Raw genomic sequence first — 24,275 nt, forward strand, 5'->3', positions numbered from 1 at the left:
GGGGACGCATGAGCGAGACGATACATCCGGTTGACGAGATGCTGCCCGTGCCGAAGCTGCTCGCGCTCGGGCTGCAGCACGTGCTGGTGATGTATGCCGGCGCTGTTGCGGTGCCGCTGATTATCGGCCGCGCGCTGAAGCTGCCGCCGGAGGATGTCGCCTTCCTGATCAGCGCGGATCTGTTCGCCTGCGGCCTCGCCACCCTCGTGCAGTGCATCGGCTTTCCCGGCGTCGGCATCCGTCTGCCCGTCATGATGGGGGTCACCTTCGCCTCGGTCGGACCGATGCTGTCGATGGCCGCCGCGCCCGACGTCGGACTGCTCGGCATCTACGGCTCGGTGATTGCCGCCGGCATCTTCGGCATCGTCGTCGCGCCCTTCATCAGCCGGCTGCTGCCGCTGTTTCCACCGGTCGTGACCGGCACCATCATCCTCATCATCGGCATCTCGCTGATGCGCGTCGGCATCAACTGGGCCGGCGGCGGCCAGCCGACGGTCACCAAGGTCGTTGACGGCGTGCGCGGCGCGTTTCCCAATCCGGACTATGGCCAGTTGCAGGGGCTCGGCATCGCGCTGTTCGTGCTGCTGTTCATCCTCGGCCTGATCAGATGGGGCACCGGCTTCGTCGCCAACGTCTCCGTATTGCTCGGCATCATCGCCGGCGCGGTGCTCGCCACCCTGCTCGGGGTGATGCATTTCGACAAGGTGGCCGCCGCGCCGTGGGGCGCGCTGGTCATCCCCTTCCGCTTCGGCCTGCCGCAGTTCAGCCTGGTGCCGATCGTCACGATGTGCGTCGTCATGATCGTGGTGATGATCGAATCGCTCGGCATGTTCCTGGCGCTCGGCGAGATGACCGGCAAGACCGTCGACCGCGAGGCGCTGTCGCGCGGGCTGCGCGCCGACGGCGTCGGCACCCTGCTCGGCGGCATCTTCAACACCTTCCCCTATACCTCGTTCTCGCAGAATGTCGGCCTCGTCTCCGTCACTGGCGTGCGCACGCGCTGGGTCACGATCACCGGCGGAGCGATCATGCTGCTGCTTGGCCTGCTGCCGAAGATGGCCGCGCTCGTCGAAGCCGTGCCGCAGGTGGTGCTTGGCGGCGCCGGGCTCGTGATGTTCGGCATGGTGGCCGCGACCGGCGCCCGCATCCTGGCCACAGTCGACTTCAAGACCAACCGCTTCAATCTGTTCATCGTCGCGATCGCGATCGGCTTCGGCATGATCCCGCTCGCCGCGCCCGGCTTCTTCCACAACCTGCCGAGGGATCTGCAGCCGCTGCTGGAATCCGGCATTCTGCTGTGCGCGCTCGTCGCGGTGCTGCTCAACGCGTTCTTCAACGGGCTCGGCAGCGGCAAGGCTGCGGAGGCCGATGCGGCCGCCGCCGCATCCTCGGCACAGCACGTCTGAGGCGCGACATGAGGGGGCTACTGCTTGGGGCGTCGATCGTACGACCAGCCGAACAGGCCGCTGCGCTGGGTTTCGGGCTCCGGCTCCGCGGCCGGCTCCGGCGCTGGTTGAGCGGCGGCCTGCGGCGGGGCCGCGGGCACGACCGGCTTCGGGATGGTCTCGCACTTCATCGAGTACACCAGCTTGCCGTCCTCGGTCCGCCCGATCGGCGCACAGGCCTCGGCGCGCTTGGCGGCGGCCTTCGGTGCGGATGCAGACTGCGCCCATGCGGCTTGCGTCAGCGCGAACTGCGCCGCTACCAGAATGATCAGACCCGATCTCTTCATCACGACTGCCTTGCTTCCCTGTTGGTCCCATTGAACGCAATCGCATCGAAGAAGTCCATTGCATCGGACGAGTACCACCTAGACTCGTGTTGGCTGTTAATTCGCAGAGAGCGATCGAGTCATCGCCGCACGGAAGCTGCGCTCCCTCTCCCCGTTCTTCACGGGGGCGCGACGAGCTTCGCTCGCGCTGTGAGGGTTGGGGTGAGGGGCAGCCACACCCACCGACCTCGCGGAAAGCCGCCCTCGCCCGGATTGCATCTGGCGATGCAATCCGACCTCTCCCCGCACGCGGGGAGAGGTAACGACCGAGCCCGTCGCACCGTGCGGACTCAAATGAACGACACCAGGAGATAACCCCGCGATGTGGGCTTCGATCGTATCGGAATGGCTGAGCCTGATCTTCCGCTGGCTGCATGTGGTCGCGGCCGTCGCCTGGATCGGCAGTTCGTTCTACTTCATCGCGCTCGACCTCAGCCTGAAGCCGCGCGAGGGGCTGCCGAAGGGGGTGATGGGCGAAGCGTGGCAGGTGCATGGCGGCGGCTTCTACCACATCGTCAAATATCTGGTGGCGCCGGCGCAGATGCCGAGCGAGCTCACCTGGTTCAAATGGGAGGCCTACACCACCTGGCTGTCCGGCTTCGTGCTGATGATCGTGGTGTATTACCTCAACGCCGACCTGTTCCTGGTCGACAAGTCGATCCTCGATCTCACGCCTGTTCAGGCGGGGCTGTTCAGCTTCGGCTCGCTGGCGCTGGCCTGGCTGCTGTATGAAGCCGCCTGCCGCAGCGGGCTCGCCCGGCATGAGCTGCCGTTCGCGATCGGCGGTTACATCTTCCTCGTCGTGCTCACCTATGCCTTCACGCATGTCTTGAGCGGCCGCGGCGCCTTCAACCAGATCGGCGCGATCATCGGCACCATCATGGTCGCCAACGTGTTCGCGGTGATCATTCCGAACCAGAAGAAGATCGTGGCCGCGCTGCTCGCCGGCGAGGCGCCGGATCCCAAGCTCGGCAAGGCCGGCAAGGAGCGTTCGGTCCACAACAACTACCTGACCTTGCCGGTCGTGGTGCTGATGATCAGCAACCACTATCCGCTGCTGTTCGGCACCCGCTACAATTGGCTGATCCTCGCCATCGTCCTGGCGCTCGGCCCGGTCATCCGGCACTTCTTCAACGAGCGTCACAGGGGCAATCCGTCGCCATGGTGGGTGTGGGGCGTCGCTGCGGCGGGCATGGTTGCGATCCTGCTGTTGTCGGCAGCCGGCCCGCGCGATGCCAAGGCCGCCGCTGTCGCGCAGCCGAGCTTCGCGCAGGTTGAGGAGATCGTGACCTCCCGTTGCAGCATGTGCCACGCGGCTGAGCCCGTCTGGGACGGCATCGTCACCGCGCCCAAGGGCGTGCGGCTAGATACCGCCGAGCACATCCAGCGCAATGCGCGGCTGATCGCGCGCAACGCGGCGTGGTCGAGTGCGATGCCGCCCGGCAACATCACCGAGATCACCGGAGAGGAGCGCGCCGTGCTTGCGGCGTGGGCGGTCGCACAGTAGGCACAACGCCGCTGTCCAATGCAGTGCCCTCTCCCCTTGTGGGAGGGCATGTACGAAGGTGCCGCACGCTCGGTTGGGTGAGAGGTTTTTCTCAGGGCTCCCGGATCGGCGCCGCGACGCGCTGTCGCGCGTCGTGGCTTGTCCGGGACGACGATGGGGGGAGCAGCTGATTCACATTTCAAAGAGCGCGGCGTAGCGGGGCAGTACTAACATCAGGAATCAGTACGAACATCAGGGCATCACGCGACATGCGATCGCAATCCCGCGGCACATCGCGCCCGGGTGATGCATCGACCGTGTCCCCCTCGGCAGCGAGAGGGTGCAGGAAGGACCGGACCTCGGCTGAGGCCCGTGGCCCCCGTGCGAGAAAAATGCACGGGGCAGGAACCACAGGTACAGCCGGTTTGATCCAGCCCTCCCTGCGCGATGGTTTTCACGCTTATGGCGCGCTCTCCCCGGTGTCCGGCTGTTAGCCACCGTCGCCTTCGGGGTCATCAATTCCCGCGAAGACTTGACGCCAGCCTCGGGGCGCCAGGACCACACGCTTTCACGTCCGCGCCGACAACGCTCGTCTGTCGCTGCCAGGCACGGCCACCACTCCCCACCTCCACGTATCGTGACGACGCGTACGTCCCTCTGCATGAGGCGGGATGGCGAGAGAGAACCACATATTCTGATAAAGCGAAAGCAGAATATTTTTCACGAGCCTACTGGACAGGCCAAATCAGTTTGAAAGGACTGGCGAATTGGAGATAGTCGCGCATGCGCCGGGGCGCCTCGCGATATCGTTTCTTGTGGCGCCGTGGCGGAGAACGCGACTGTCAGCGTGCGTCAGAGGACATTCCGTGGTTATGGATCCCGGCGTTCGCCGGGATGACGGCGGGGAGCAAGGCTGCCGGCCTGCGCTCCTCACGAGTGATCAGCGGTACAAGATCGCGACGCGCTTACGAAGCTGGCGGCAACGACCCCTGCGCTTCCGAACGCCGATCTCATGCGTCGATGTCCTGCGACGATCGCGCGAAGCTCATGGCCGGACAACCGGATCATCGCAACGGATAGTTGAGCGTCAGCCAACACAGGTACGATCGAGTTCAACCTCGTCCGATTGTCGTCATGAACTTGCGGCAAAATTTACCAGCTGTCTGGACTTGGCTTGGCTACGAACGCCTCGGCGCTACAGTGAGAACAACAACCAGCATCCAGCGAAACGCCCCATCATGTCGATCTCCGTCAAAGGCCGACTGGCCATTGTCGCGCTCATTGCGCTTGCCTGTTTCGCAAGCTCGGTCCTGAAACTCTATCTCAGCCTGCTCTGCATCTCGCTGCTCGTCAGCTTTGCGGTGGTGGGCGCCGTCGCCTGGCTGGTCGAACGGCTCCCGCGCCAGCGTCACCGCAGCGGCGACGAGCAGTTGGCACGCCACCTGCTTTCCTATCAGGATCGGACGCCGCTGCCGATCACGCCAGTGGATCATACCGACGCTCCGTCGACTGCGGGACACGTGCCATGAGCAGGCTTCATGCAATCTGGCCGGCGCTGCTGCTGGGGCTGATCGGTACCGGGATCGCCCACGCCGAGCGGCCCGCCTTCTCGATCGTCGATCGCCCCTCCCAGGATGGACGCTGCGTCGATGATCAAGGCCGTGGCGACCTCGATCGCTCCGAACCGGCCTGTCTCGCGCAGATCCCCGACGTCGCGCAGCGCAGCGGCGCCACGCTGAAAGTCACCTTCCGCAACAAGCGCACCCGGCTGTACCGTAATCAGGACGCCAAATGCGCCGGCGAGGCGACCGAGGAGTGCGTCAAGTACCAGTTGACCGGCTACTTCCCCGATCACGACCTCATCCTGCTCGAGCGCGGCCGCTCCGTGGGCATCGACTGGCTGCTGGTGCGCGCCGACAATGGCGATGAAATCGGCCTCGTCGCTCCACCGCACTACTCGCCGGAGAGGCGCTGGCTGGTGGCCGTCACATCCCGTCTCGGTCCGTCCGGTCCGCCGGACGGGATCGACGTGATCCCAGCAAAGCGCGATCGGCTGGTGAAGGATTGGCACTTCCGCACGCCCGACAACAGCAAGTGGCATTATGAGTTCGAGCGCTGGGAGGGCGAAGACGAGCTCATCCTGATGGCCAAGCCGATCGGCGACACGGCCTCGCCGCGCCTCGTCGCGCTCTCGCGCAAGAAGGGCGAATGGACCTTCAAATAGCCGCGCCGGTCGCGCGCCGCGGCCGTCGGGCAATCAGCTCCGCTTCCGCTTCGCCTCGAGCGCCACGAGATAGGTCGCCATCACCTCCGGCAACGCGGCGACCACGATGTCGCGGCTGCGCGCGTCCTGCTCGCGCGTGAACACCAGCGTGCCGAGCACGACGGCATCCAGCGTGGTCGCCGCCTGCGCTCCCAGCTCGTCGCCGAGCTTGGCGCGCATCACGCGGTCGATCAGGGTCTTGAACTCGTCGTGCATGGTCTTGTCGTGCAGATCGAGCGTCACCAGCGCGTCGGGATGGCGGACGAAATAGCGGATCGCCCAGCCGATGAGATGCTCGATCACCTCCGGAGCCGACAGCGCCGCCCATTCGGCGTCGCTCCGCTGCAGCACGCGATCGAAGGCGGGCTGCAGTTCGGCATCGTGACGCTCGGCGAGCGCATCGAGCATCTGATCCTTGTCGCGGAAGAAGTGATAGACCGAGCCGATCGAGGCGCCGGCGCGCTCGGCCGCCGCATGCATGCTGACGGCGGCAAGCCCGGACTCGGCAATCAGCGCCGCGGCCGCATCGAGCAACTGCTCGCGCCGCTCCCGCCCGCGCGCCTGGCGCGGCGCCCGGGCGGTCGCGCGTCCCGCAGCCTCCCCGTTCGTCGGATCTTTTCGTCGCACGTCTGGTTCAGCTCTCGTTCGGATCGCCCCGGCTGCAGCGAAACGGATTTTGGCGGCCCGCCGCTTTTCCCGTTTCAGGCCCGCATCGTCGATTTTAAGCCCGCCAACGGGAAATTTACTAGACAATTTTTTCTAGAAATGATTGTCTAATTCACGCGCCGTCAAGGGAACGATGGTCTGCTGTTCCCGAAGGCCATGCCCTGCCAACCGGCGAACCCGGCGTGGGTTCATCGGCTCGATGTGCAAACGCCCTAGAACGCGCCGGACGCACGACGACCGCAGGTCTCAGGACCGGGTCTCAAAACCCGGTCGAACCGACGACGATCAACCCGCCAGCCCCGAGTCCCAACGTGCAACCATGACGTCATCCACGCGATCTCCCCCCGCCGCGCGCGCCTTCAGTCCCCGTCTGCTGTCCCTGTTCGGCTGTGCCGCCATCGGGCTGCTGCTCGCTGGCTGCGGGCAGAAGACGGCCGCGACCGCGCCGACGGCCCGGCTTGTCCGCACCGAAGTGGTGAAACTGTCGGAGCGACGGCAATCGGTTACGTTGACGGGCGACGTGCAGGCGCGTGTGCTGGCCGAGCTGTCGTTCCGCGTCAGTGGCCGGGTCACCGAGCGGCTGGTCGAGGTCGGCGCGCACGTCAAGGCCGGCCAGGTGCTCGCCAGGATCGATCCGGCCGAGCAGCAGGCGGATCTCGACTCCGCCCAGGCTGCGGTCGCCGCCGCGGAGTCGCAGGTCAAGGTTGCGACCTCCAATTTCAACCGGCAGCAGACCCTGATCACCAGCGGGTTCACGACCCGCGCGACCTTCGACCAGGCGCAGGAGAACTTGCGCACGGCGGAAGGCTCACTGGAAGCCGCGAGAGCGCAGCTCGGCACCGCCAAGGATGCGCTGACCTACACCGAACTGCGCGCCGATGCCGACGGCACCATCACCGCGCGCAACATCGAGGTCGGCCAGGTCGCGCAGGCGGCGCAATCGGTGTTCACGCTGGCGCATGACGGCAACCGCGATGCGGTGATCGACGTCTACGAAGCCGCGCTGTCGCTGAAGTTCGACGACAGCAAGGTGGCGCTGGCGCTGCTGTCCGATCCGTCCGTCACCGCCAAGGGCACCGTGCGCGAGGTGTCGCCGACCATCGATCCGAAATCCGGCACGGTGCGTGTCAAGATCACGATCGAGAATCCGCCGCCCGAGATGGTCCTCGGCAGCGCCGTCAGCGCCACCGGCTTCATCAAGCCGGAGCAGCGCATCATCCTGCCGTGGAGCGCGCTGAATGCCGCCGGCAAGACTCCGGCGGTGTGGCTGGTCGACGCGAACAAGACGGTGTCGCTGAAGCCGATCACGATCGAGGACTACGAGACCGGCGCCATCGTCGTGTCCGGCGGACTGAAGCCGGGCGATCGCGTGGTCACCGAGGGCGGCAAGCTCCTGAGCGTCGGACAGCAGATCAGCTTCAACGAGGAGGCTCGGTCGTGATGATGCCGATGCGTACCGTGTTTCCCCTGCTCGCGCTCGGCGTGCTCGCCGGATGTAACGAAAAGACCGAGGCGCCCGAGCCGGTCCGGCCGGTGCTGTCGATGAAGGTCGAGCCGCAGGCGGCCAACGCCGCCGCGGTCACCGGCACGATCGAGCCGCGCTACAAGGCCGATCTGAGCTTCCGCGTGCTCGGCCGCCTGATCGCGCGGCCCGTCTATGTCGGCGACGCCGTCAAGCAGGACCAGGTGGTCGCCGCGATCGATCCGGCCGCGCTCGAACTCGCGGTGCGCGCCTCCGCCGCGGAGGTCTCGCGCAGCCAGGCGCAGCTCACCAATGCCACGGGCACCGAGGGGCGGCAGCGCACCTTGCTCGAAACCGACGCGACGACCAAGGCCACCTTGGAGAGCGCCGAGCAGTCGCGCGCGGCCGCACAGGCCTCGGTGATCAAGGCGCAATCCAATCTCGCCAAGGCGCGCGAGCAGCTCGGCTACGCGCAGCTGAAGGCGGATTTCGCCGGCATCGTCACCGCCGTCAGCGCCGAGGTCGGCCAGGTCGTGTCGCCCGGCCAGAGCGTGGTCACGGTGGCGCGGCCGGACATCCGCGAAGCCGTCATCGATGTCGGCGACGACATCGCCGGCGGCCTGCAGGCAGGCACGCCGTTCACGGTACGGCTGCAGGTCGATCCGAGCGTCAGCGCGACCGGCAAGGTGCGCGAGATCGCGCCGCGCGCCGACGCCACGACGCGCACGCGCCGCATCCGCATCACGCTGGAAAGCCCGCCTGAGATCATGCGCCTCGGAACCACCGTCACGGCCAGCATCGACGCCGAGCAGAAGATGGTCATCCGCCTGCCGCGCTCGGCCGTGCTGGAGCAGAACGACAAGCGATACGTCTGGCTGGTCGATGCCGCGAGCAAGACGGTGAAGCGGCAGGAAATCACGGTCGCCACCAATGAGGACGGCAGCCTGCGCGTCACCGGCGGCCTCGAAGCCGGGCAGCGCGTCGTCACCGCCGGCGTGAACAGTCTCAAGGATGGCCAGGCCATCCGCATCGATCAGGAATCTCAGCCGTGAAGTCCTTCAATCTCTCCGACTGGGCGCTCGAGCACCGCTCGCTGGTCTGGTACTTCATGATCGCCTTCATGGCGGCGGGCCTGTTCTCCTACCTGCATCTGGGACGCGAGGAGGATCCGTCCTTCACCATCAAGACGATGCTGATCCAGGCCAAATGGCCGGGCGCATCCGCCGAGGAGATGACGCGGCAGGTCACCGACCGAATCGAGAAGAAGCTCGAGGAGCTGCCGGCGCTCGACTACACCAAGAGCCTCACCGTGCCCGGCCAGACCACGGTGTTCGTCAATCTGCGCGACACGACGAAGGCGCGCGACGTGGTGCCGACCTGGCTGCAAGTCCGCAACCTCATCAACGACATCAAGGGCGACTTCCCCTCGGGCGTGGTCGGCCCGGGCTTCAACGACCGCTTCGGCGACGTGTTCGGCAACATCTACGCCTTCACGAGCGACGGATTGAGCCAGCGCCAGCTGCGCGACCGCGTCGAGGAGGTCCGCGCCAAGGTGCTGACGGTGCCGAATGTCGGCCGCGTCGACATCGTCGGCGCGCAGAACGAGGTGATCTATCTCGAATTCTCGCCGCGCAAGGTCGCAGCCCTCGGCATCGACCAGCGCACCATTCTCAACGCGTTGCAGGCGCAGAATGCCGTGTCGCCGTCCGGTGTGCTGCAGGCGGGACCTGAGCGCATCGCCGTGCGCGTCTCCGGGCAGTTCACCTCGGAAGAGAGCCTGAAGCAGATCAACCTGCGCATCAACGACCGCTTCTTCCCGCTCACCGACGTCGCCACCATCACCCGCGGCTATGAAGACCCGCCGACCTCGCTGTTCCGCTTCAACGGCCAGGCCGCGATCGGTCTCGCGATCGGCATGAAGGCCGGCGCCAATCTGCTCGATTTCGGCGATGCGCTGAAGGAGGAGATGACGAAGGTCGTGGCCGACCTGCCCGTCGGCGTCGGCGTGCATCTCGTCTCGGACCAGCCCAAGATCGTCGAGGAGGCCGTCGGCGGCTTCACCAAGGCTCTGTATGAAGCCGTCATCATCGTGCTTGCGATCTCGTTCGTCAGCCTCGGCGTGCGCGCCGGCCTGGTGGTGGCGATCTCGATCCCGCTGGTGCTCGCGATCACCTTCCTGTTCATGGCCTATACCGGCATCTCGCTGCAGCGCATTTCGCTCGGCGCGCTGATCATTGCGCTCGGCCTGCTGGTCGACGACGCCATGATCGCGGTCGAGATGATGGTGGCGCGGCTCGAGGTCGGCGATTCCCTGCGCAAGGCGGCGACCTACGTCTACACCTCCACCGCGTTCCCGATGCTGACCGGTACGCTCGTCACCGTGGCCGGCTTCATTCCGATCGGCCTCAACAACAGCGCCGCCGGCGAGTTCACCTTCACGCTGTTCGTCGTGATCGCGGTGTCGCTGGTGGTGTCGTGGATCGTGGCCGTGCTGTTCACGCCGCTGCTCGGCGTCACCATCCTGCCCGCGTCGCTGCCGGCCCATCACGCCGAAGGCGGACGGCTGACGCGGATGTTCCGCGCCATGCTCAACGCCTGCATGCGACATCGCTGGACGACGATCATCGTGACCGTGCTGGTGTTCGGGCTGTCGGTCTTCGGCATGGGCTTCGTGCAGCAGCAGTTCTTCCCGTCCTCCGACCGCAACGAGCTGGTCATCGACTTCAACCTGCCGCAGAACTCCTCGATTGCCGAGACCGACGCGCAGATGGCGAAGTTCGAGCAGGAGGCGCTGAAGGGCGATCCCGACATCGACCATTGGTCGACCTATGTCGGCTCCGGCGCGCAGCGCTTCGTGCTGTCGTTCGACGTGCAGCCGGCCGATCTGTCGTTCGGCCAGATCATCATCGTCACCAAGAGCCTGGAGGCACGCGACCGCGCGCGCGGCAAGCTGCAGGCCTATCTGACCAAGACGTTCCCCGGCACTGACGCCTACGTGCATCTGCTCGACATCGGGCCGCCGGTCGGCCGTCCCGTGCAGTACCGCGTCAGCGGGCCTGAGGTGGCGAAGGTGCGCGAGATCGCCCAGGACTTCGCCGGCGTGATGCGCGGCAACAGCCATCTCGGCGCCGTCATCTTCGACTGGATGGAGCCGTCACGCGTCGTGAAGGTCGACGTGCTGCAGGACAAGGCGCGCCAGCTCGGCGTCACCTCCTCCGACATCGCCAACGCGCTGAACGGCGTGCTCGACGGCACCTCGATCACCCAGGTGCGCGACGACATCTATCTGATCGACGTGCGCGGCCGCGCCCAGGCCAAGGAGCGGCAGTCGCTGGAGACCTTGCGCGACCTGCAGCTCTCGGGCTCCAACGGCCAGTCGATCCCGCTCGCGGCGCTGGCGACCCTGCGCTACCAGATCGAGCAGCCGGAGATCTGGCGCCGCTCGCGGCTGCCGACGCTGACCCTGAAGGCCAGCGTGATCGACCAGGTGCAGCCGAACACGGTGGTCGATCAGCTCAAGCCGGCGCTCGCAGCCTTCAACGCCAAGCTTCCGGCCGGCTACAAGGTCGTCACCGGCGGCGCGGTCGAGGAAAGCGCCAAGAGCCAGGCGCCGATCGTCGCGGTCGTGCCGATCATGCTGTTCACGATGGCCACGATCCTGATGCTGCAGCTGCAGAGCTTCCACCGGCTGTTCCTGGTGTTCGCGGTGGCGCCGCTGGCGCTGATCGGCGTCGTCGCGGCGCTGCTGCCGAGCGGCGCGCCGCTCGGCTTCGTCGCCATCCTCGGCGTGCTCGCGCTGATCGGCATCCTGATCCGCAACTCCGTCATCCTGATCGTGCAGATCGAGCATTTGCGCGACGAGGGCCACCCGCCCTGGGAGGCCGTGATGGAGGCGACCGAGCACCGCATGCGGCCGATCATGCTGACGGCGGCGGCGGCCTCGCTCGCGCTGATCCCGATCGCGCGCGAGGTGTTCTGGGGCCCGATGGCCTATGCCATGATGGGCGGCATCATCGTCGGCACCGTGCTGACCCTGCTGTTCCTGCCGGCGCTCTATGTCGCCTGGTTCCGGATCAAGGCGCCCGCGGAGACAACCGAGCCGGAAGCCAAGCCGCACGGGGCGTGAATCGCGGATAATTGCACGGGATAAGCCGTCCGCGTGGCTTAAACGCCCCGCGGCGGCCGGTTAGATTGCATCTCCATGGAGAGATGCGAATCATGACCGATCCTCAGATCGTCTGCCCCTCCTGCCGCACCGAGATCAAGCTGACCGAGCAGCTCGCAGCGCCCCTGATCGCGGAGACGCGCCGGCAGTTCGAGAAGCAGCTTGCCGCCAAGGAGGCCGATTTCGGCCGCCGAGAGGCGCAACTGCGCGCCGCGCAGGAGCAGATCGCGCAAGCCAAGGCCGCGATCGACCAGCAGGTTGCCGCCAAGCTGAAGGCCGAGCGCGCCGCGATCGCGCAGGCCGAGGCCGAGCGGGCGCGCCAGGCTGTCGCCGATGAGATGGGCAACCGCGACCGCCAGCTCGCCGAGCTGCATCAGGTGATCGTCAGCAAGGATGCCAAGCTCGCGGATGCGCAGAAGGCGCAGGCCGAGATGCTGCGCAAGCAGCGCGAGCTCGACGAGGCCCGCCGCGAGCTCGATCTCACCATCGAGACCAAGGTGCAGGAGAACCTCGTTGCTGTCCGCGACAAGGCGCGGCTCGAAGCCGAGGAATCGCTGAAGGCCAAGGTCGCCGAGAAGGAGACCCAGATCGCCGGCATGCAGCGCCAGATCGAGGAGCTCCGCCGCAAGGCCGAGCAGGGCTCGCAACAGCTGCAGGGAGAGGCGCTGGAAATCGAGCTGGAATCGCAGCTGCGCGCGCGGTTTCCGCGCGACCTCGTCGAACCCGTGCCGAAGGGTGAGTTCGGCGGCGACGTGATCCATCGCGTGGTCGGCCCCGGCGGACAGGCCTGCGGCGCGATCCTGTGGGAATCCAAGCGCACCAAGAACTGGAGCGACGGGTGGCTCGCCAAGCTGCGTGGCGACCTGCGCGCGGCCAAGGCTGACATCGCGCTGATCGTCTCGTCAGCGCTGCCCAAGGGCGTCGACGGCTTCGATTTGATCGACGGGGTCTGGGTCGCCGAGCCGCGCTTCGCGCTGCCGCTGTCGCAGGCGCTGCGCCAGTCGCTGATCGACGTCGCCTCGAGCAAGCTTGCGCAGGAGGGCCAGCAGACCAAGATGGAGATGGTCTACGCCTATCTCACAGGCCCCCGCTTCCGCCACCGCATCGACGCCATCGTCGAGCGCTTCACCGAGATGCAGTCGGATCTCGACCGCGAGCGCAAGACCATGATGCGTCTGTGGGCCAAGCGCGAGGAGCAGCTGCGCGGCGTTCTGGATTCGACGGCGGGGCTGTACGGCGACCTGCAGGGTATCGCGGGACGCGCGATGCAGGAGATCGAGAGCCTGGACGTGCTGCTGATCGAGGGCAAGAGCGAGGCGGCGGAGTAGCGCGGTGCCGTCGCTCGGACATTGGTAGTAGGATCGCACCGCGCTCTTATATCATTCCTATGCGATCGCCTGTGGCCGCGTCTCGCATTCCTATGACATGCCGGAGGATATTCATCCTGACAACGGCCGGTTTCGCCGGCCCTCGATAGGGATGGATCCGATGTCTCCTCTCACCACTGAGCAGAACCACCTTCACCGTGCGTCGTGGTCTCTTCGTGACGAGCGCGCCAACGCGGCCACACGCGCCCTGCTCGGCCGGCTCACGCGCTTCGCGCTGGTGCTGACCGGCGCCTCCGCCCTGCTCACCTTGATGGTCGTGCTGAAGACGGCCGCCTACATGTCGCATCACCCGGTGTGATGGGCAGACGCTCACCTGCCTGCGTGATACCGCTGCTGTCGCAGCTTGCGCAGGCGCAACCTCGCCCCGCTTGCGGGGAGAGGCCGGATTGCATCGCCAGATGCAATCCGGGTGAGGGGGGCTCTCCGCGAGGCCGGTGCTCGTGGCGGCCCCTCACCCCAACCCTCTCCCCGTGAAGGACGGGGAGAGGGAGCGCGCCGCGCTCTGTCGAAGTAGCGTTCTTCTATCGCTAGCTAGGAACTACAAGATTCCGTCCTACTTCACCGGCCGCTTCTCAAGCTTCCGTGCCAATGTCCGCCGATGCATCCCGAGCCGCCGCGCCGCTTCGGAGATGTTGAAATCAGTATCGATCAGGGTCTGGTGGATGCGCTCCCACTCCAGCGTCTTGATCGAGGTGGAGCGCTCGGGCAGTGCGACCTGGGCGTTGCCCTCGGCCTTGCGGAAGGCTTCCTCGATGTCGTCGGTGTTGGAGGGCTTGGCCAGATAGTGGCAGGCGCCGAGCTTGATCGCTTCGACGGCGGTGGCGATGCTGGCGAAGCCGGTGAGAACGACGATCAGCATCTCCGGATCATGTGCGTGCAGCTTCTCGACGCAGACCAGGCCGGAGGCACCGCCGAGCTTGAGGTCGACGACGGCGTAGCCGAACGCCCTGTCCTTGATGATGTCGTCGACCTCCTCGAGCGAGGCCGCGATCACGGCCTCGTAGCCGCGCCGCTCGAACGAGCGCTTCAAGGTGCGCGCAAAGCCGTCGTCGTCCTCGACAATCAGGAGAGAGCGTTCAATCTCCACTGGGCTCTCCAATCGCAAGCATCGAGAGCGGCAAGGACAGCCGCACGGTTGCCCCGCGTCCCCGGTGGTTCCAGGCCGAAACGCCGCCGCCGAGCTTGCGGATCACATTGACCACCAGGAACAGGCCGAGGCCGCGCCCCGGACGCCCCTTGCTCGACTGATAGGGCCGCCCGATCTGCGCCAGCATCGCCGGATCGAAGCCCGGCCCGCGGTCGCTGACGCTGAGCAGCAATGACTCACCGTCGCGCTCGGCGACGAACTCGACCCAGTCGCGGGAGACCTCGAAGGCATTGTCGAGCACGTTGACGATCGCCTGCTTGAGCGCGACATCGGAGACGATCGCGGGATCGGAGCCGAACTCGTTGCGGAACATCAGATTGCGTGCCGAACGTGCCGTGGTCCATTCCGAGACCAGCGTGGTCAGGAAGGCCTTCAACGTCGTCGGCGCCGAGCCCTCGCCGCGCGCCTGCCCCGCCGACACCAGAATGTCGGTGACGATCGACTTGCAGCGCTGCACCGCGGCTTCCATCTCGGTGAAGTCCTCCGCCAGTGCAGGATCGGCCGAGATCGCCGTCATCCGCCGCCAGTCGTTGAGGATCACGGAGATCGACGCGAGCGGCGTGCCGAGCTCGTGCGCGGCGCCGGAGGCCAACAGGCCCATGCGGATGATGTGGTCCTGCTCGGCGGCGTGCTGGCGCAGATCGGCGAGCTTGGCGTCGCGCTCGCGCAGGTTCCGGTTGATGCGGGTGACGAACACGACGAGCAGCACCGCGTCGAGCACGAAGCCGACGAACATGCCGGTGATGTGCAGGTCGAACGGATCGCTGACATGATGCAGCGGCGGCGCCAGCGGCCGGTACTCGATGGTGAGCCAGACGAAACTGAGCACCGTCAGCGCGACCAGAGACCAGGACGAGCGCGCATCGAGCAGCACGGCGCCGAGTGTGATCTGCAACAGATAAAGACAGGTGAACGGGTTCGACGCGCCGCCGGTGAGATAGAGCTCCGAGGTCAGCGCCACGACGTCGAGCATCAGCGCGATCAGCAAATCGCGGTTGCCGACGTCATCGCGGGTGCGCAGCCAGACGTGGCTGGCGATATTGAGCACCACCAGCGCGCAGATGATCGCGGCCATCGGCACCACCGGCAGCGCGATGCCGAACCAGAAAGTGACAAAGGCGATGGTAACGATCTGCCCGACCACCGCGATCCAGCGCAGCTGGATCAGCAACACCATGTTCTTGCGGTTGGTTGCGTCCTTGGTCGGAACCGGCGCGTGGATTTCCGGCGCGGCGATCGCGGCGACCGCTCCGATCGGCAGGTTCGGCACTTCGTTCTTCATGCGGCGGCGTCCGGGATCGGCGCAGCTGTCGGCGAGCCGCATTCGCTCACAATGGCGAAGCCCCGTGCCCGTGCATGCTCTGCTGCCGATGATCCCATTCCACATCCTGCGTTGCCGCCGGACCGCGCGCACGGCGCAGCCGCTGCACGCCGGCCCCGGCCAGCATCAGGGCCAATGTAAACCAGGTCAGCGCGTAAACCAGATGGTTGTTCGGAAATGCGATCACGGTCAGACCACCGATCGGGTAACCGCCCGGGTTCGGCGTCGCATCGGCATCGACGAAGAAGGGCGCCACCTGCGACAGGCCGCGCGCCGCGGCGATCGCCGCAACGTCACGTGAATACCAGCGGTTGGCCGCGGGATCATTGTGGCGCAGGAAGCCGCCGCCGGGCTCGGAGATCCGCAGCAATCCGGTCACGCTGACGATGCCGTCCGGGTTCCCGGCGCTGCGGCTGGCGGGCTCACGGCGCTCGGATGGCACGAAGCCGCGGTTGACCAGCACCAGGCCGTCGGCCGTCTGCAGCGGCGTCACCACCCAATAGCCGGGGCCTTCGACCGTGAGCGCCTGCACCAGCGTTTCGCGATCGTTGAGGAAGCGGCCGCTGAGCGTCACCCGCTTGTATTCGTCGTCGCTGCGATTGATCGCCGGCCACTGTGCGGGAGAAGGCGCCGGCACCGGCGCGGCGTGCACGCGCCGATCGACCCGGTCGATCAGATCGAGCTTCCAGGCGCGGCGCTCGACCTGCCAGACACCGAGCGCCAGCAGGACCGCGACGCAGGCGACCCACGCGGTGCCGATCGCCAACGTCGCCGGCCGCCACGCGGCCGGCGCTTCTCGTCCCCCTGCCCCATTGGCAGGGCCCGACATCACGGCGTCGAGCCCATCTCGTGCACCGGCATCATGTTGGTGGTCAGATGATGCATAACCCAGAGCGAGCCCGAGAGCGCGATCACCACCATGATGATGGTGAAGATCAGCGCCATCATGGTCCAGCCGCCCTCGGCCTTGGTGTTCATGTGCAGGAAGAAGATCATGTGGACGACGACCTGCACGGCCGCGAACGCCATGATGATCAGCGCCGTGACCTGCTTGTCGAGCGAGCCGGTCATGACCAGCAGGAACGGGATCGCGGTCAGGACGACCGAGAGGCCGAAGCCGATCAACTGGCCGGAGCGCGTGCCGGCATGGTCATCGGCCGACCCGTGCGCATCGGCGTGGGCGTGAGCGTGGGCGTCAGAGCTCATCGAAGCATCCCCATCAGATAGACGAAGGTGAAGACCCCGATCCAGATCACGTCGAGGAAGTGCCAGAACATGCTGAGGCAGACCAGCCGGCGGCGGTTGGCCTCGATCAGGCCGAAGCGCTTGACCTGCACCATCAGGGTCACGAGCCAGATCAGGCCGAACGTCACGTGCAGGCCGTGGGTTCCAACCAGGGTGAAGAACGACGATAGGAAGGCGCTGCGCTGCGGCGTCGCGCCCTCATGGATCATGTGCGCGAACTCGGTCAGCTCGATGCCGAGAAAGGCGAGGCCGAACAGACCGGTCACCACGAGCCACGCCTGCATCGCACCGACGCGATTCTGCTGCATCGACAGCATTGCGAAGCCGTAGGTCAGCGAGGACAGCAGCAGGAACGAGGTGTTGAGCGCGACCAGCGACAGGTCGAACAGATCCTTCGGCGCCGGGCCCGCGGCGTATTTGGCGCCGAGCACGCCATAGACGGCGAACAGGATCGCAAAGATGAGACAGTCGCTCATCAGATAGATCCAGAAGCCGAGCTGCGTGCTGCTGCCTTCCGGATGGTCGTGCTCGTCGACGACGTAGAAGACCGGCTGGCCGGCCTTCATGGTGCCTGTTGCGATCGTCATGACTTGGCTCCTGCCGCGAGCAGCTCGGTGCGGGCACGTTCGACGCTCACGACCTCTTCGGCCGGAATGTGGAAGCTGCGGTGATAGTTGAAGGTATGGCCGATCGCGACCGCCAGCAGCGCGACGAAGCTGCCGGCGGCCATCCACCACATGTACCAGATCAGGCCGAACGCCATGGTCGTGCTGAGCCCCGCCAGGATCACGCCGGTGCCGGTGTTGCTCGGCATGTGGATCGCCTTGAAGCCGGTGAGCGGACGGACGTAGCCGCGGCGCTTCATGTCCCACCATGCATCATTGTCGTGGATGACCGGCGTGAAGGCGAAGTTATAGGCCGGCGGCGGCGACGACGTCGCCCACTCCAGGGTGCGGGCATCCCATGGATCGCCTGTCGTGTCGACGAGCTGCTCGCGGCGCAGGACGCTGACGGCGATCTGGATCAGGAAGCTGGCGATGCCCAGGAGGATCAGGAACGCGCCGATGCCGGCGATGATGAACCAGATCTGCAGGCTCGGATCATCGAAGGTGCGCAGGCGACGGGTCACGCCCATCAGGCCGAGCACATAGAGCGGCATGAAGGCGAAGTAGAAGCCGATGGTCCAGAACCAGAACGACATCTTGCCCCAGAACGGATCGAGCTTGAAGCCGAACGCCTTCGGGAACCAGTAGGCGATGCCGGCGAACAGGCCGAACAGCACGCCGCCGATGATGACGTTGTGGAAGTGCGCCACCAGGAACAGGCTGTTGTGCAGCACGAAGTCGGCCGGCGGCACCGCGAGCAGCACGCCGGTCATGCCGCCGATCACGAAGGTCAGCATGAAGGCGACCGTCCACATCATCGGCAGCTCGAAGCGGATGCGGCCGCGATACATCGTGAACAGCCAGTTGAACATCTTCGCGCCGGTCGGGATCGAGATGATCATCGTGGTGATGCCGAAGAACGAGTTCACGCTGGCGCCGGAGCCCATGGTGAAGAAATGGTGCAGCCAGACCAGATAAGAGAGGATGGTGATGACGACCGTGGCGTAGACCATCGAGGTGTAGCCGAACAGCCGCTTGCCCGAGAAGGTCGAGGTGACCTCGGAGAAGATGCCGAACGCCGGCAGGATCAGGATGTAGACCTCCGGGTGGCCCCAGATCCAGATGAGGTTGACATACATCATCGGATCGCCGCCGAAATCATTGGTGAAGAAGTTGGTGCCGACGTAGCGGTCGAGCGACAGCAGCGCCAGCACCGCCGTCAGCACCGGGAAGGAGGCGACGATCAGAACGTTGGTGCACAGCGAGGTCCAGGTGAAGACCGGCATCTTCATCATGGTCATGCCGGGCGCGCGCATTTTGACGATGGTGCAGATCAGGTTGACGCCGGATAACAGCGTCCCGACGCCGGCCACCTGCAGCGCCCAGATGTAATAATCGACGCCGACATCGGGACTATAGGACAGGTTCGACAGCGGCGGATAAGCGAGCCAGCCGGTGCGGGCGAACTCGCCGACGAACAGCGAGCACATCACCAGCACGGCGCCGGCGGTCGTCATCCAGAAACTGAAATTGTTCAGGAACGGGAACGACACGTCGCGGGCGCCGATCTGCAGCGGCACGACATAGTTCATCAGGCCCGTGACCAGCGGCATTGCCACGAAGAAGATCATGATCACGCCATGGGCCGTGAACACCTGATCATAGTGGTGCGAATTGAGATAGCCCTCGGAGCCGTTGAAGGCGATCGCCTGCTGTAGCCGCATCATCAGCGCATCAGCGAAGCCGCGCAGCAGCATGACGATGCCGAGCACCATGTACATGATGCCGATGCGCTTGTGGTCGACGGTGGTGAACCACTCCTTCCAGAGATAACCCCAGAGCCGGAAATAGGTCAGCGCGCCCAACAGCGCGAGGCCGCCGAGCGCGACCATTGCGAAGGTGCCGACGATGATCGGCTCGTGCAGCGGCAGCGACTCCAGGGTCAGCCGGCCGAAGATGAGCTTGGTGAGATTGGCAGTGTCGAACATGATGTGATCCTCGCGAATCCGAACGTCAGGAATTCGACTTGGAGGTCGGCAACGGGATGAACGACGCCTTGGACGGCCGCATCAGGCCGGGCCGCTCCAGGCCACGGCCCTGCAGCGGCGTCCAGTCGAGCGGCGCCAGCACGGTGGGCGAGGAGTCCTCGGCCATGCGCGTGACCTGGTCGCCCGGCAGGCAGACGCCGCCGGCGACGAAGCTCGGCTCGGCGCCGAACACGGCGCCGCGGCCGGCGAACTTGTCATAGGCGAGCGGCAGCGTGTTGCGCACACCGGCCATGCCCATGCCGCCCCTGGCGTCGATCGCCATCATCTCGCTCATGCACATCTTGCCGGTCTCGACGCACATGTTGAGGATGGCGCGGAACAGGTCGTTGTCGACGGAAGCGTAGTAGCGCACCGGCTCGTTGGCGCTCGGACGCTCCAGGGTCAGGTATTCAGGCTTGCCCAGCGCATTGCCGCTCGCCTTGGCCTTCTCGACCCATCCCGCGAACTCGGTATCGGACAGGCCATGGAAAGCGAAGCGCATGCCGGAGAAGCCGGCCCCGCTGTAGTTCGCGGAGAAGCCGCGATAGACGCCGGGCTTGTTGATGACGGCGTGCAGGCGGCTCTGCATGCCCGGCATTGCATAGATCTGGCCAGCGAGTGCCGGAATATAGAACGAGTTCATCACCGAGGACGAGGTGATACGGAAATCGAGCGGGCGATTGACCGGCGCGGCAAGCTCGTTGAGGCTGGCGATGCCGTATTCGGGATAGATGAACAGCCACTTCCAATCGAGCGCGACGACGTTGACCTCGAGCGGCTTGTCCTGCGGCGTCACCGCGCGATCGGCCGAGATGCGGCCCAACGTGCGGTAGGGATCGAGCAGATGCGTGCCCATCCAGGTGACGGCGCCCAGGCAGATGATGATCAGCAGCGGCGCCGCCCAGATCAGGAGCTCGAGCTGGGTGGAGTGGTCCCAGTCTGGCGTGTAGGTCGCGGTCTTGTTGGACTGGCGGTAGCGCCAGGCGATCATGGCGGTGGCCACCATCACCGGCACCACGATCAGCAGCATCAGCACGGTGGCGATGATCACGAGATCGCGCTGCTGGGCCGCGACGTCACCGGAGGGTGCGAGCACCACCAGATTGCAGCCCCCGAGCGCAAGCCCCAGGGGGAGCAGGGCCAACGTTTTCCAGTAACGCACGATTAACCTCGTCGAAGCGCGGATCTCTGAACGAGGCCTCACGTAACGACCGGACGTCACGCCCAACATTGGACAATTTGTCCAATACCGGACCGACGCCCGGGCAGACATTTACGGGCGGAGATAGAGTGCGCGAGAGGACGGCGAGCAGCGATGACACAGGCAGCGGCCATGGACGGCGAGACCGATCTCTCCCGCAGGCATGAGGCGAATCCCGGCGAGATCGCGATCGGGGTCATCATCGGCCGCACGTCGGAGTTCTTCGACTTCTTCGTCTACGCCATCGCCTCGGTGATCGTGTTTCCGCGGCTCGTCTTTCCGTTCGCCGACGAGCTGACGCAGACGCTGTATTCCTTCGCGCTGTTCGCGCTCGCCTTCATCGCCCGCCCGTTCGGCAGCGTGATCTTCATGGCGATCGACCGCCGCTACGGCAAGAGCGCCAAGCTGATCATCGCGCTATTCCTGCTGGGCACCTCGACCGTCGCGATCGCCTTCCTGCCGAGCTACTACACCGTGGGCGCCGGGGCGATCTGGCTGCTCGCGCTGGCGCGAATCGGCCAGGGCCTCGCCTGGGGCGGCGCCTGGGACGGCCTCGCCTCGCTGCTCGCGATGAACGCGCCGGAGCATCAGCGCGGCTGGTATGCGATGATCCCACAGCTCGGCGCGCCGCTCGGGCTGATCGTCGCCAGCACGCTGTTCGCCTTCTTCGTCGGTCATCTCTCGGCGGCCGACTTCTTCGACTGGGGCTGGCGCTATCCGTTCTTCGTCGCGTTTGCCATCAACGTCGTGGCGCTGTTCGCGCGGCTGCGCATGGTGGTGACGCCCGAATATGACGAGCTGTTCCAGTCGCGTGAGCTGCAGCCCGCCAGCGTCGCCAACACCATCCGTCACGAGGGCCGCAATATCGTGATCGGCGCGTTCGCGCCGCTGGCGAGCTTTGCGCTGTTTCACATGGTGACGGTGTTTCCGCTGTCCTGGGTGTTCCTGTTCACCAAGGAGACGCCGGCGCGCTTCCTGATCATCGAGGCCGTCGGCGCCGTGTTCGGCGTGGTCGCGATCATCGCCTCCGGCATGCTCGCCGACCGCATCGGCCGCAAGTCGCTCCTGATCGGCTCCGCGATCGCGATCGCCGTGTTCTCCGGCTTCGCGCCGCAGCTGCTCGATGCCGGCCCGGTCGGCGAGACCGTCTACATGGTGCTCGGCTTCATCCTGCTCGGCCTGTCGTTCGGCCAGTCCTCGGGCGCGATCGCCGCCAACTTCGCCCGCACCTATCGCTACACCGCCTCGGCGCTGACCGCGGACCTGGCTTGGCTGTTCGGCGCAGGCTTTGCGCCGCTGGCGGCGCTGCTGCTGGCGTCGTATTTCGGCCTGCTGTCGGCCGGCGGCTATCTGCTGTCCGGCGCGGTGTGCACGCTGCTCGCGCTGTGGCTGAGTGCGCCGCGGCAGCTGGAGCAGAAGTAAGCGGGGCGACACAATTCGCTTCACTTGGTCCTCTTTGACTGAGTGAGCTTCCGGCCGCGAGCAGCGTATTGATCAAGACGATCGAAAGCTTCGCTCGGAATTGCGCGCTTCGCCCTGCTCGGAACGACTTCCACCCTCACCCTGAGGGCCCGCCGAAGGCGGGCGTCTCGAAGGGCGAGGCCACAGCTCGGGCCTCATGGTTCGAGACGCGCCGCGCCCGAACCATCTCAGCTTGCGTCAAGCAGCTTGCGGCGCGGCGCTCCTCACCATGAGGTTCAACAGCCGGGGCGGCACTGCACACCGGACCATGAACACGCCGAGAGGCGTGTTCATGGAGAGAGTGGGGTTCCGAGACAGGCGACACGTTGCAGACCAACGACAGATCAACTCCCCCGCCACTTCCGCTCCGCGTCGTCCCACGCCGCGAGCGGCTGCAGGTCCGGCACCCAGGCAAGTCCCGTCTTGGCATCCGACGACACCGCCTCCGGCGTCACGATCATGTCTAGCAGAGACGGACGATTCTCCAGCGCGCGCTCGATCGCAGGCCCGAGCTGCTCCTCCGTCTCGACCCGCTCGGCATGCATGCCGAAGGCGCGCGCCATGGCGGCGTGATCGGCGAATTGCAATTTCGTGCCGACGACCTTGCCATGCGTGACGGTCTGGTCGTACACCTCGATCTGCCAGGCGCCGTTGTTGGCGACGACGATCAACACTGGCGCCTTGTGGCGCACGGCGGTGTCGACCTCGATCGCGTTGAAGCCGAACGCGCCGTCGCCGGTCGCGACCACCACGGGCTTGTCGGGATAAGCGAGGCTGGCGGCGATACCGTAGGGCACACCGATGCCGATGCAGCCGAACGGGCCGGGATCGAGCATCAAGGGCGCACTCAGGCCCACACGGGCGAAGGACAGGAAGTCACCGCCGTCGGTGATGACCACGGCGTCGTTGCCGATGGCGTCCTGGATCGCAGATAGCACGCGGTTCGGATGCAGCCGGCCGTCGGAGCCCGGTGCCGCCGTCGCCATGCTCTGCTTCAGCTTGGCGGCGCGCTCCTGATGCGCCGCGCGCAGCTTCGCGGCCCATTGCCGATCGACAGCCGATTCGCGATTGCCCGCGAGCGCAACGATCGCACGAAGCGTCTCGGCCGGCGACGCCAGGATCTCGGCCGCGCCGCGGCGATTATCGCGCAGCTCTGACGCGGTGTCGCTGATGCGCACGAACCTGGCGTCCTTGAACACCGCCGGCGAGCCATAGGCGAGCTGGAAGTCGAGCTTGCGGCCGACCGTCAGTACGACATCGGCATCGCCCATCACGGCGCCGCGCATCGCGCCCACCACGGACGGATGATCATCGGGCACGAGGCCCCTGCTCTCGCCGGTGTCGAGATAGACCGCGCCAAGCCGGTCGAGCAGGCCGATCAGCTCGGGCCCTGCGCCGCGCGCGCCGCGGCCGGAGATGACGAGCACGCGGCGGGCCGACCACAGCAGCTCGACCGCCTTCTCGACCTCGGCCGGATCGGGGCGCGTCGCCGCGCGCGGCTTCGGTCCGAGATGCTCCTCCAATTGCAGTGCCTTCGGCACGATCCCGCGCAGGGTGTCGACCGGGAAATCGATGAAGACGGGCCCCGGCTCGCCGCCATCGCCGAACGCCCGCGCGATCGCCTCGTCGAGCTCCTGCAACACCAGTGACGGCTCACGCACCGTGCGGGCATAGCGCGTGATCGAGCGCACCAGCTGGGTGTGATCCATGTCCTGCAGGCCGCCGCGATTTTCCTGCGGCCGCGGATTGCCGCCAGATATCACCAGCACCGGCGCGCGCGAGACATGGGCGTTCGCGATGCCGGTGATCGCGTTGGTCATGCCGGGTCCCGCCGTGACCAGGGCGACGCCGAGCTCGCCGGTGAGCTCCGCATGCGCCTGCGCCATGTGCACGGCGGCACGCTCGTCGCGCACGTCGACGATGCGGATGCCCTCCGCGTCAAGCCGCATCCAGATCGGCATGATGTGGCCGCCGCACAGCGCGAACACGCGGGTGACGCCACGGCGCTTGAGCAGGCGGGCGATCAGGTCGGCGGCACTGTCGGGCAAGACTTTCATCGGACCACTC

General features: G+C 66.2%; 20 protein-coding genes. 10 read left to right on the forward strand and 10 right to left on the reverse strand.

Going from position 1 to position 24,275, the window contains the following annotated elements; genetic code table 11:
- Nucleotides 1-8: 8 nt before the first annotated feature.
- Entirely contained in the window at nucleotides 9-1,406 is a 1,398-nt protein-coding gene (locus tag ACQR1L_RS00275; RefSeq protein ID WP_434855936.1) for a nucleobase:cation symporter-2 family protein, read from the forward strand.
- Between the two features lie 17 nt (nucleotides 1,407-1,423).
- Here the strand turns inward: ACQR1L_RS00275 and ACQR1L_RS00280 are convergent, their stop codons facing one another.
- Nucleotides 1,424-1,732: a hypothetical protein gene (locus ACQR1L_RS00280; protein ID WP_434855937.1), complete on the reverse strand. Its 309-nt coding sequence runs from the start codon at nucleotides 1,730-1,732 to the stop codon at nucleotides 1,424-1,426.
- Between the two features lie 361 nt (nucleotides 1,733-2,093).
- Here ACQR1L_RS00280 and ACQR1L_RS00285 point away from each other — a divergent pair, with 361 nt between their 5' ends.
- From ACQR1L_RS00285 to ACQR1L_RS00295, 3 genes are all read left to right on the forward strand, one after another.
- Entirely contained in the window at nucleotides 2,094-3,278 is a 1,185-nt protein-coding gene (locus tag ACQR1L_RS00285) for a urate hydroxylase PuuD (protein ID WP_434855938.1), read from the forward strand.
- Nucleotides 3,279-4,495: 1,217 nt separating this feature from the next.
- Nucleotides 4,496-4,786 (forward strand): hypothetical protein, encoded by a 291-nt coding sequence (locus tag ACQR1L_RS00290; protein ID WP_434855939.1) that lies wholly within the window; start codon nucleotides 4,496-4,498, stop codon nucleotides 4,784-4,786.
- The gene (locus tag ACQR1L_RS00295) at nucleotides 4,783-5,481 is read left to right on the forward strand and encodes a hypothetical protein (RefSeq protein ID WP_434855940.1); all 699 of its coding nucleotides are present in this window, start codon (nucleotides 4,783-4,785) and stop codon (nucleotides 5,479-5,481) included. Before ACQR1L_RS00290 ends, ACQR1L_RS00295 begins: the two co-directional genes overlap by 4 nt.
- A 33-nt stretch (nucleotides 5,482-5,514) precedes the next feature.
- Here ACQR1L_RS00295 and ACQR1L_RS00300 read toward each other — a convergent pair whose 3' ends face one another.
- Nucleotides 5,515-6,147 (reverse strand): TetR/AcrR family transcriptional regulator, encoded by a 633-nt coding sequence (locus tag ACQR1L_RS00300; RefSeq protein ID WP_434855941.1) that lies wholly within the window; start codon nucleotides 6,145-6,147, stop codon nucleotides 5,515-5,517.
- Between the two features lie 358 nt (nucleotides 6,148-6,505).
- Here ACQR1L_RS00300 and ACQR1L_RS00305 point away from each other — a divergent pair, with 358 nt between their 5' ends.
- From ACQR1L_RS00305 to ACQR1L_RS00325, 5 genes are all read left to right on the forward strand, one after another.
- On the forward strand, nucleotides 6,506-7,627 hold the full coding sequence (locus ACQR1L_RS00305) for an efflux RND transporter periplasmic adaptor subunit (RefSeq protein ID WP_434855942.1): 1,122 nt from the start codon (nucleotides 6,506-6,508) through the stop codon (nucleotides 7,625-7,627).
- Nucleotides 7,624-8,700, forward strand: a complete 1,077-nt coding sequence (locus ACQR1L_RS00310; RefSeq protein ID WP_434855943.1) for an efflux RND transporter periplasmic adaptor subunit — start codon at nucleotides 7,624-7,626, stop codon at nucleotides 8,698-8,700. The genes ACQR1L_RS00305 and ACQR1L_RS00310 overlap by 4 nt, the downstream gene beginning before the upstream one ends.
- Nucleotides 8,697-11,774, forward strand: coding sequence for an efflux RND transporter permease subunit (locus ACQR1L_RS00315; protein ID WP_434855944.1), 3,078 nt, complete (start codon nucleotides 8,697-8,699; stop codon nucleotides 11,772-11,774). Before ACQR1L_RS00310 ends, ACQR1L_RS00315 begins: the two co-directional genes overlap by 4 nt.
- 92 nt (nucleotides 11,775-11,866) lie before the next feature.
- On the forward strand, nucleotides 11,867-13,141 hold the full coding sequence (locus ACQR1L_RS00320) for a DUF2130 domain-containing protein (protein ID WP_434855945.1): 1,275 nt from the start codon (nucleotides 11,867-11,869) through the stop codon (nucleotides 13,139-13,141).
- Nucleotides 13,142-13,301: 160 nt separating this feature from the next.
- Nucleotides 13,302-13,499 (forward strand): hypothetical protein, encoded by a 198-nt coding sequence (locus ACQR1L_RS00325; protein WP_434855946.1) that lies wholly within the window; start codon nucleotides 13,302-13,304, stop codon nucleotides 13,497-13,499.
- A 255-nt stretch (nucleotides 13,500-13,754) separates the two neighbouring features.
- Here ACQR1L_RS00325 and ACQR1L_RS00330 read toward each other — a convergent pair whose 3' ends face one another.
- From ACQR1L_RS00330 to cyoA, 7 genes are read right to left on the reverse strand one after another with little or no spacing between them, the layout of a single operon-like run.
- Complete coding sequence (locus ACQR1L_RS00330) at nucleotides 13,755-14,288, reverse strand: response regulator transcription factor (protein WP_434855947.1); 534 nt, start codon at nucleotides 14,286-14,288, stop codon at nucleotides 13,755-13,757.
- Nucleotides 14,278-15,630 carry an ATP-binding protein gene (locus tag ACQR1L_RS00335; RefSeq protein WP_434855948.1) on the reverse strand — a complete coding sequence of 451 codons (1,353 nt, stop codon included), beginning with the start codon at nucleotides 15,628-15,630 and terminating at the stop codon, nucleotides 14,278-14,280. The genes ACQR1L_RS00330 and ACQR1L_RS00335 overlap by 11 nt, the downstream gene beginning before the upstream one ends.
- 46 nt (nucleotides 15,631-15,676) lie before the next feature.
- Nucleotides 15,677-16,498, reverse strand: coding sequence for an SURF1 family protein (locus ACQR1L_RS00340; RefSeq protein WP_434855949.1), 822 nt, complete (start codon nucleotides 16,496-16,498; stop codon nucleotides 15,677-15,679).
- Nucleotides 16,498-16,875, reverse strand: a complete 378-nt coding sequence (gene cyoD, locus ACQR1L_RS00345; RefSeq protein ID WP_434855950.1) for a cytochrome o ubiquinol oxidase subunit IV — start codon at nucleotides 16,873-16,875, stop codon at nucleotides 16,498-16,500. The genes ACQR1L_RS00340 and cyoD overlap by 1 nt, the downstream gene beginning before the upstream one ends.
- Complete coding sequence (gene cyoC / locus ACQR1L_RS00350) at nucleotides 16,872-17,501, reverse strand: cytochrome o ubiquinol oxidase subunit III (RefSeq protein ID WP_434855951.1); 630 nt, start codon at nucleotides 17,499-17,501, stop codon at nucleotides 16,872-16,874. The genes cyoD and cyoC overlap by 4 nt, the downstream gene beginning before the upstream one ends.
- Nucleotides 17,498-19,507 (reverse strand): cytochrome o ubiquinol oxidase subunit I, encoded by a 2,010-nt coding sequence (gene cyoB, locus ACQR1L_RS00355; RefSeq protein WP_434855952.1) that lies wholly within the window; start codon nucleotides 19,505-19,507, stop codon nucleotides 17,498-17,500. The genes cyoC and cyoB overlap by 4 nt, the downstream gene beginning before the upstream one ends.
- Before the next feature lie 25 nt (nucleotides 19,508-19,532).
- Nucleotides 19,533-20,708: a ubiquinol oxidase subunit II gene (gene cyoA, locus ACQR1L_RS00360; protein ID WP_434855953.1), complete on the reverse strand. Its 1,176-nt coding sequence runs from the start codon at nucleotides 20,706-20,708 to the stop codon at nucleotides 19,533-19,535.
- 153 nt (nucleotides 20,709-20,861) lie between these two features.
- Between cyoA and ACQR1L_RS00365 the strand changes: the two genes are divergently transcribed.
- Nucleotides 20,862-22,169: an MFS transporter gene (locus ACQR1L_RS00365; protein WP_434855954.1), complete on the forward strand. Its 1,308-nt coding sequence runs from the start codon at nucleotides 20,862-20,864 to the stop codon at nucleotides 22,167-22,169.
- Between the two features lie 383 nt (nucleotides 22,170-22,552).
- Here ACQR1L_RS00365 and ACQR1L_RS00370 read toward each other — a convergent pair whose 3' ends face one another.
- Entirely contained in the window at nucleotides 22,553-24,265 is a 1,713-nt protein-coding gene (locus tag ACQR1L_RS00370) for a thiamine pyrophosphate-binding protein (protein WP_434855955.1), read from the reverse strand.
- Nucleotides 24,266-24,275: the final 10 nt, after the last annotated feature.

Origin of the sequence: Bradyrhizobium sp. HKCCYLR20261 (genome assembly GCF_051168435.1) — a bacterium.
Taxonomy (GTDB): domain Bacteria; phylum Pseudomonadota; class Alphaproteobacteria; order Rhizobiales; family Xanthobacteraceae; genus Bradyrhizobium.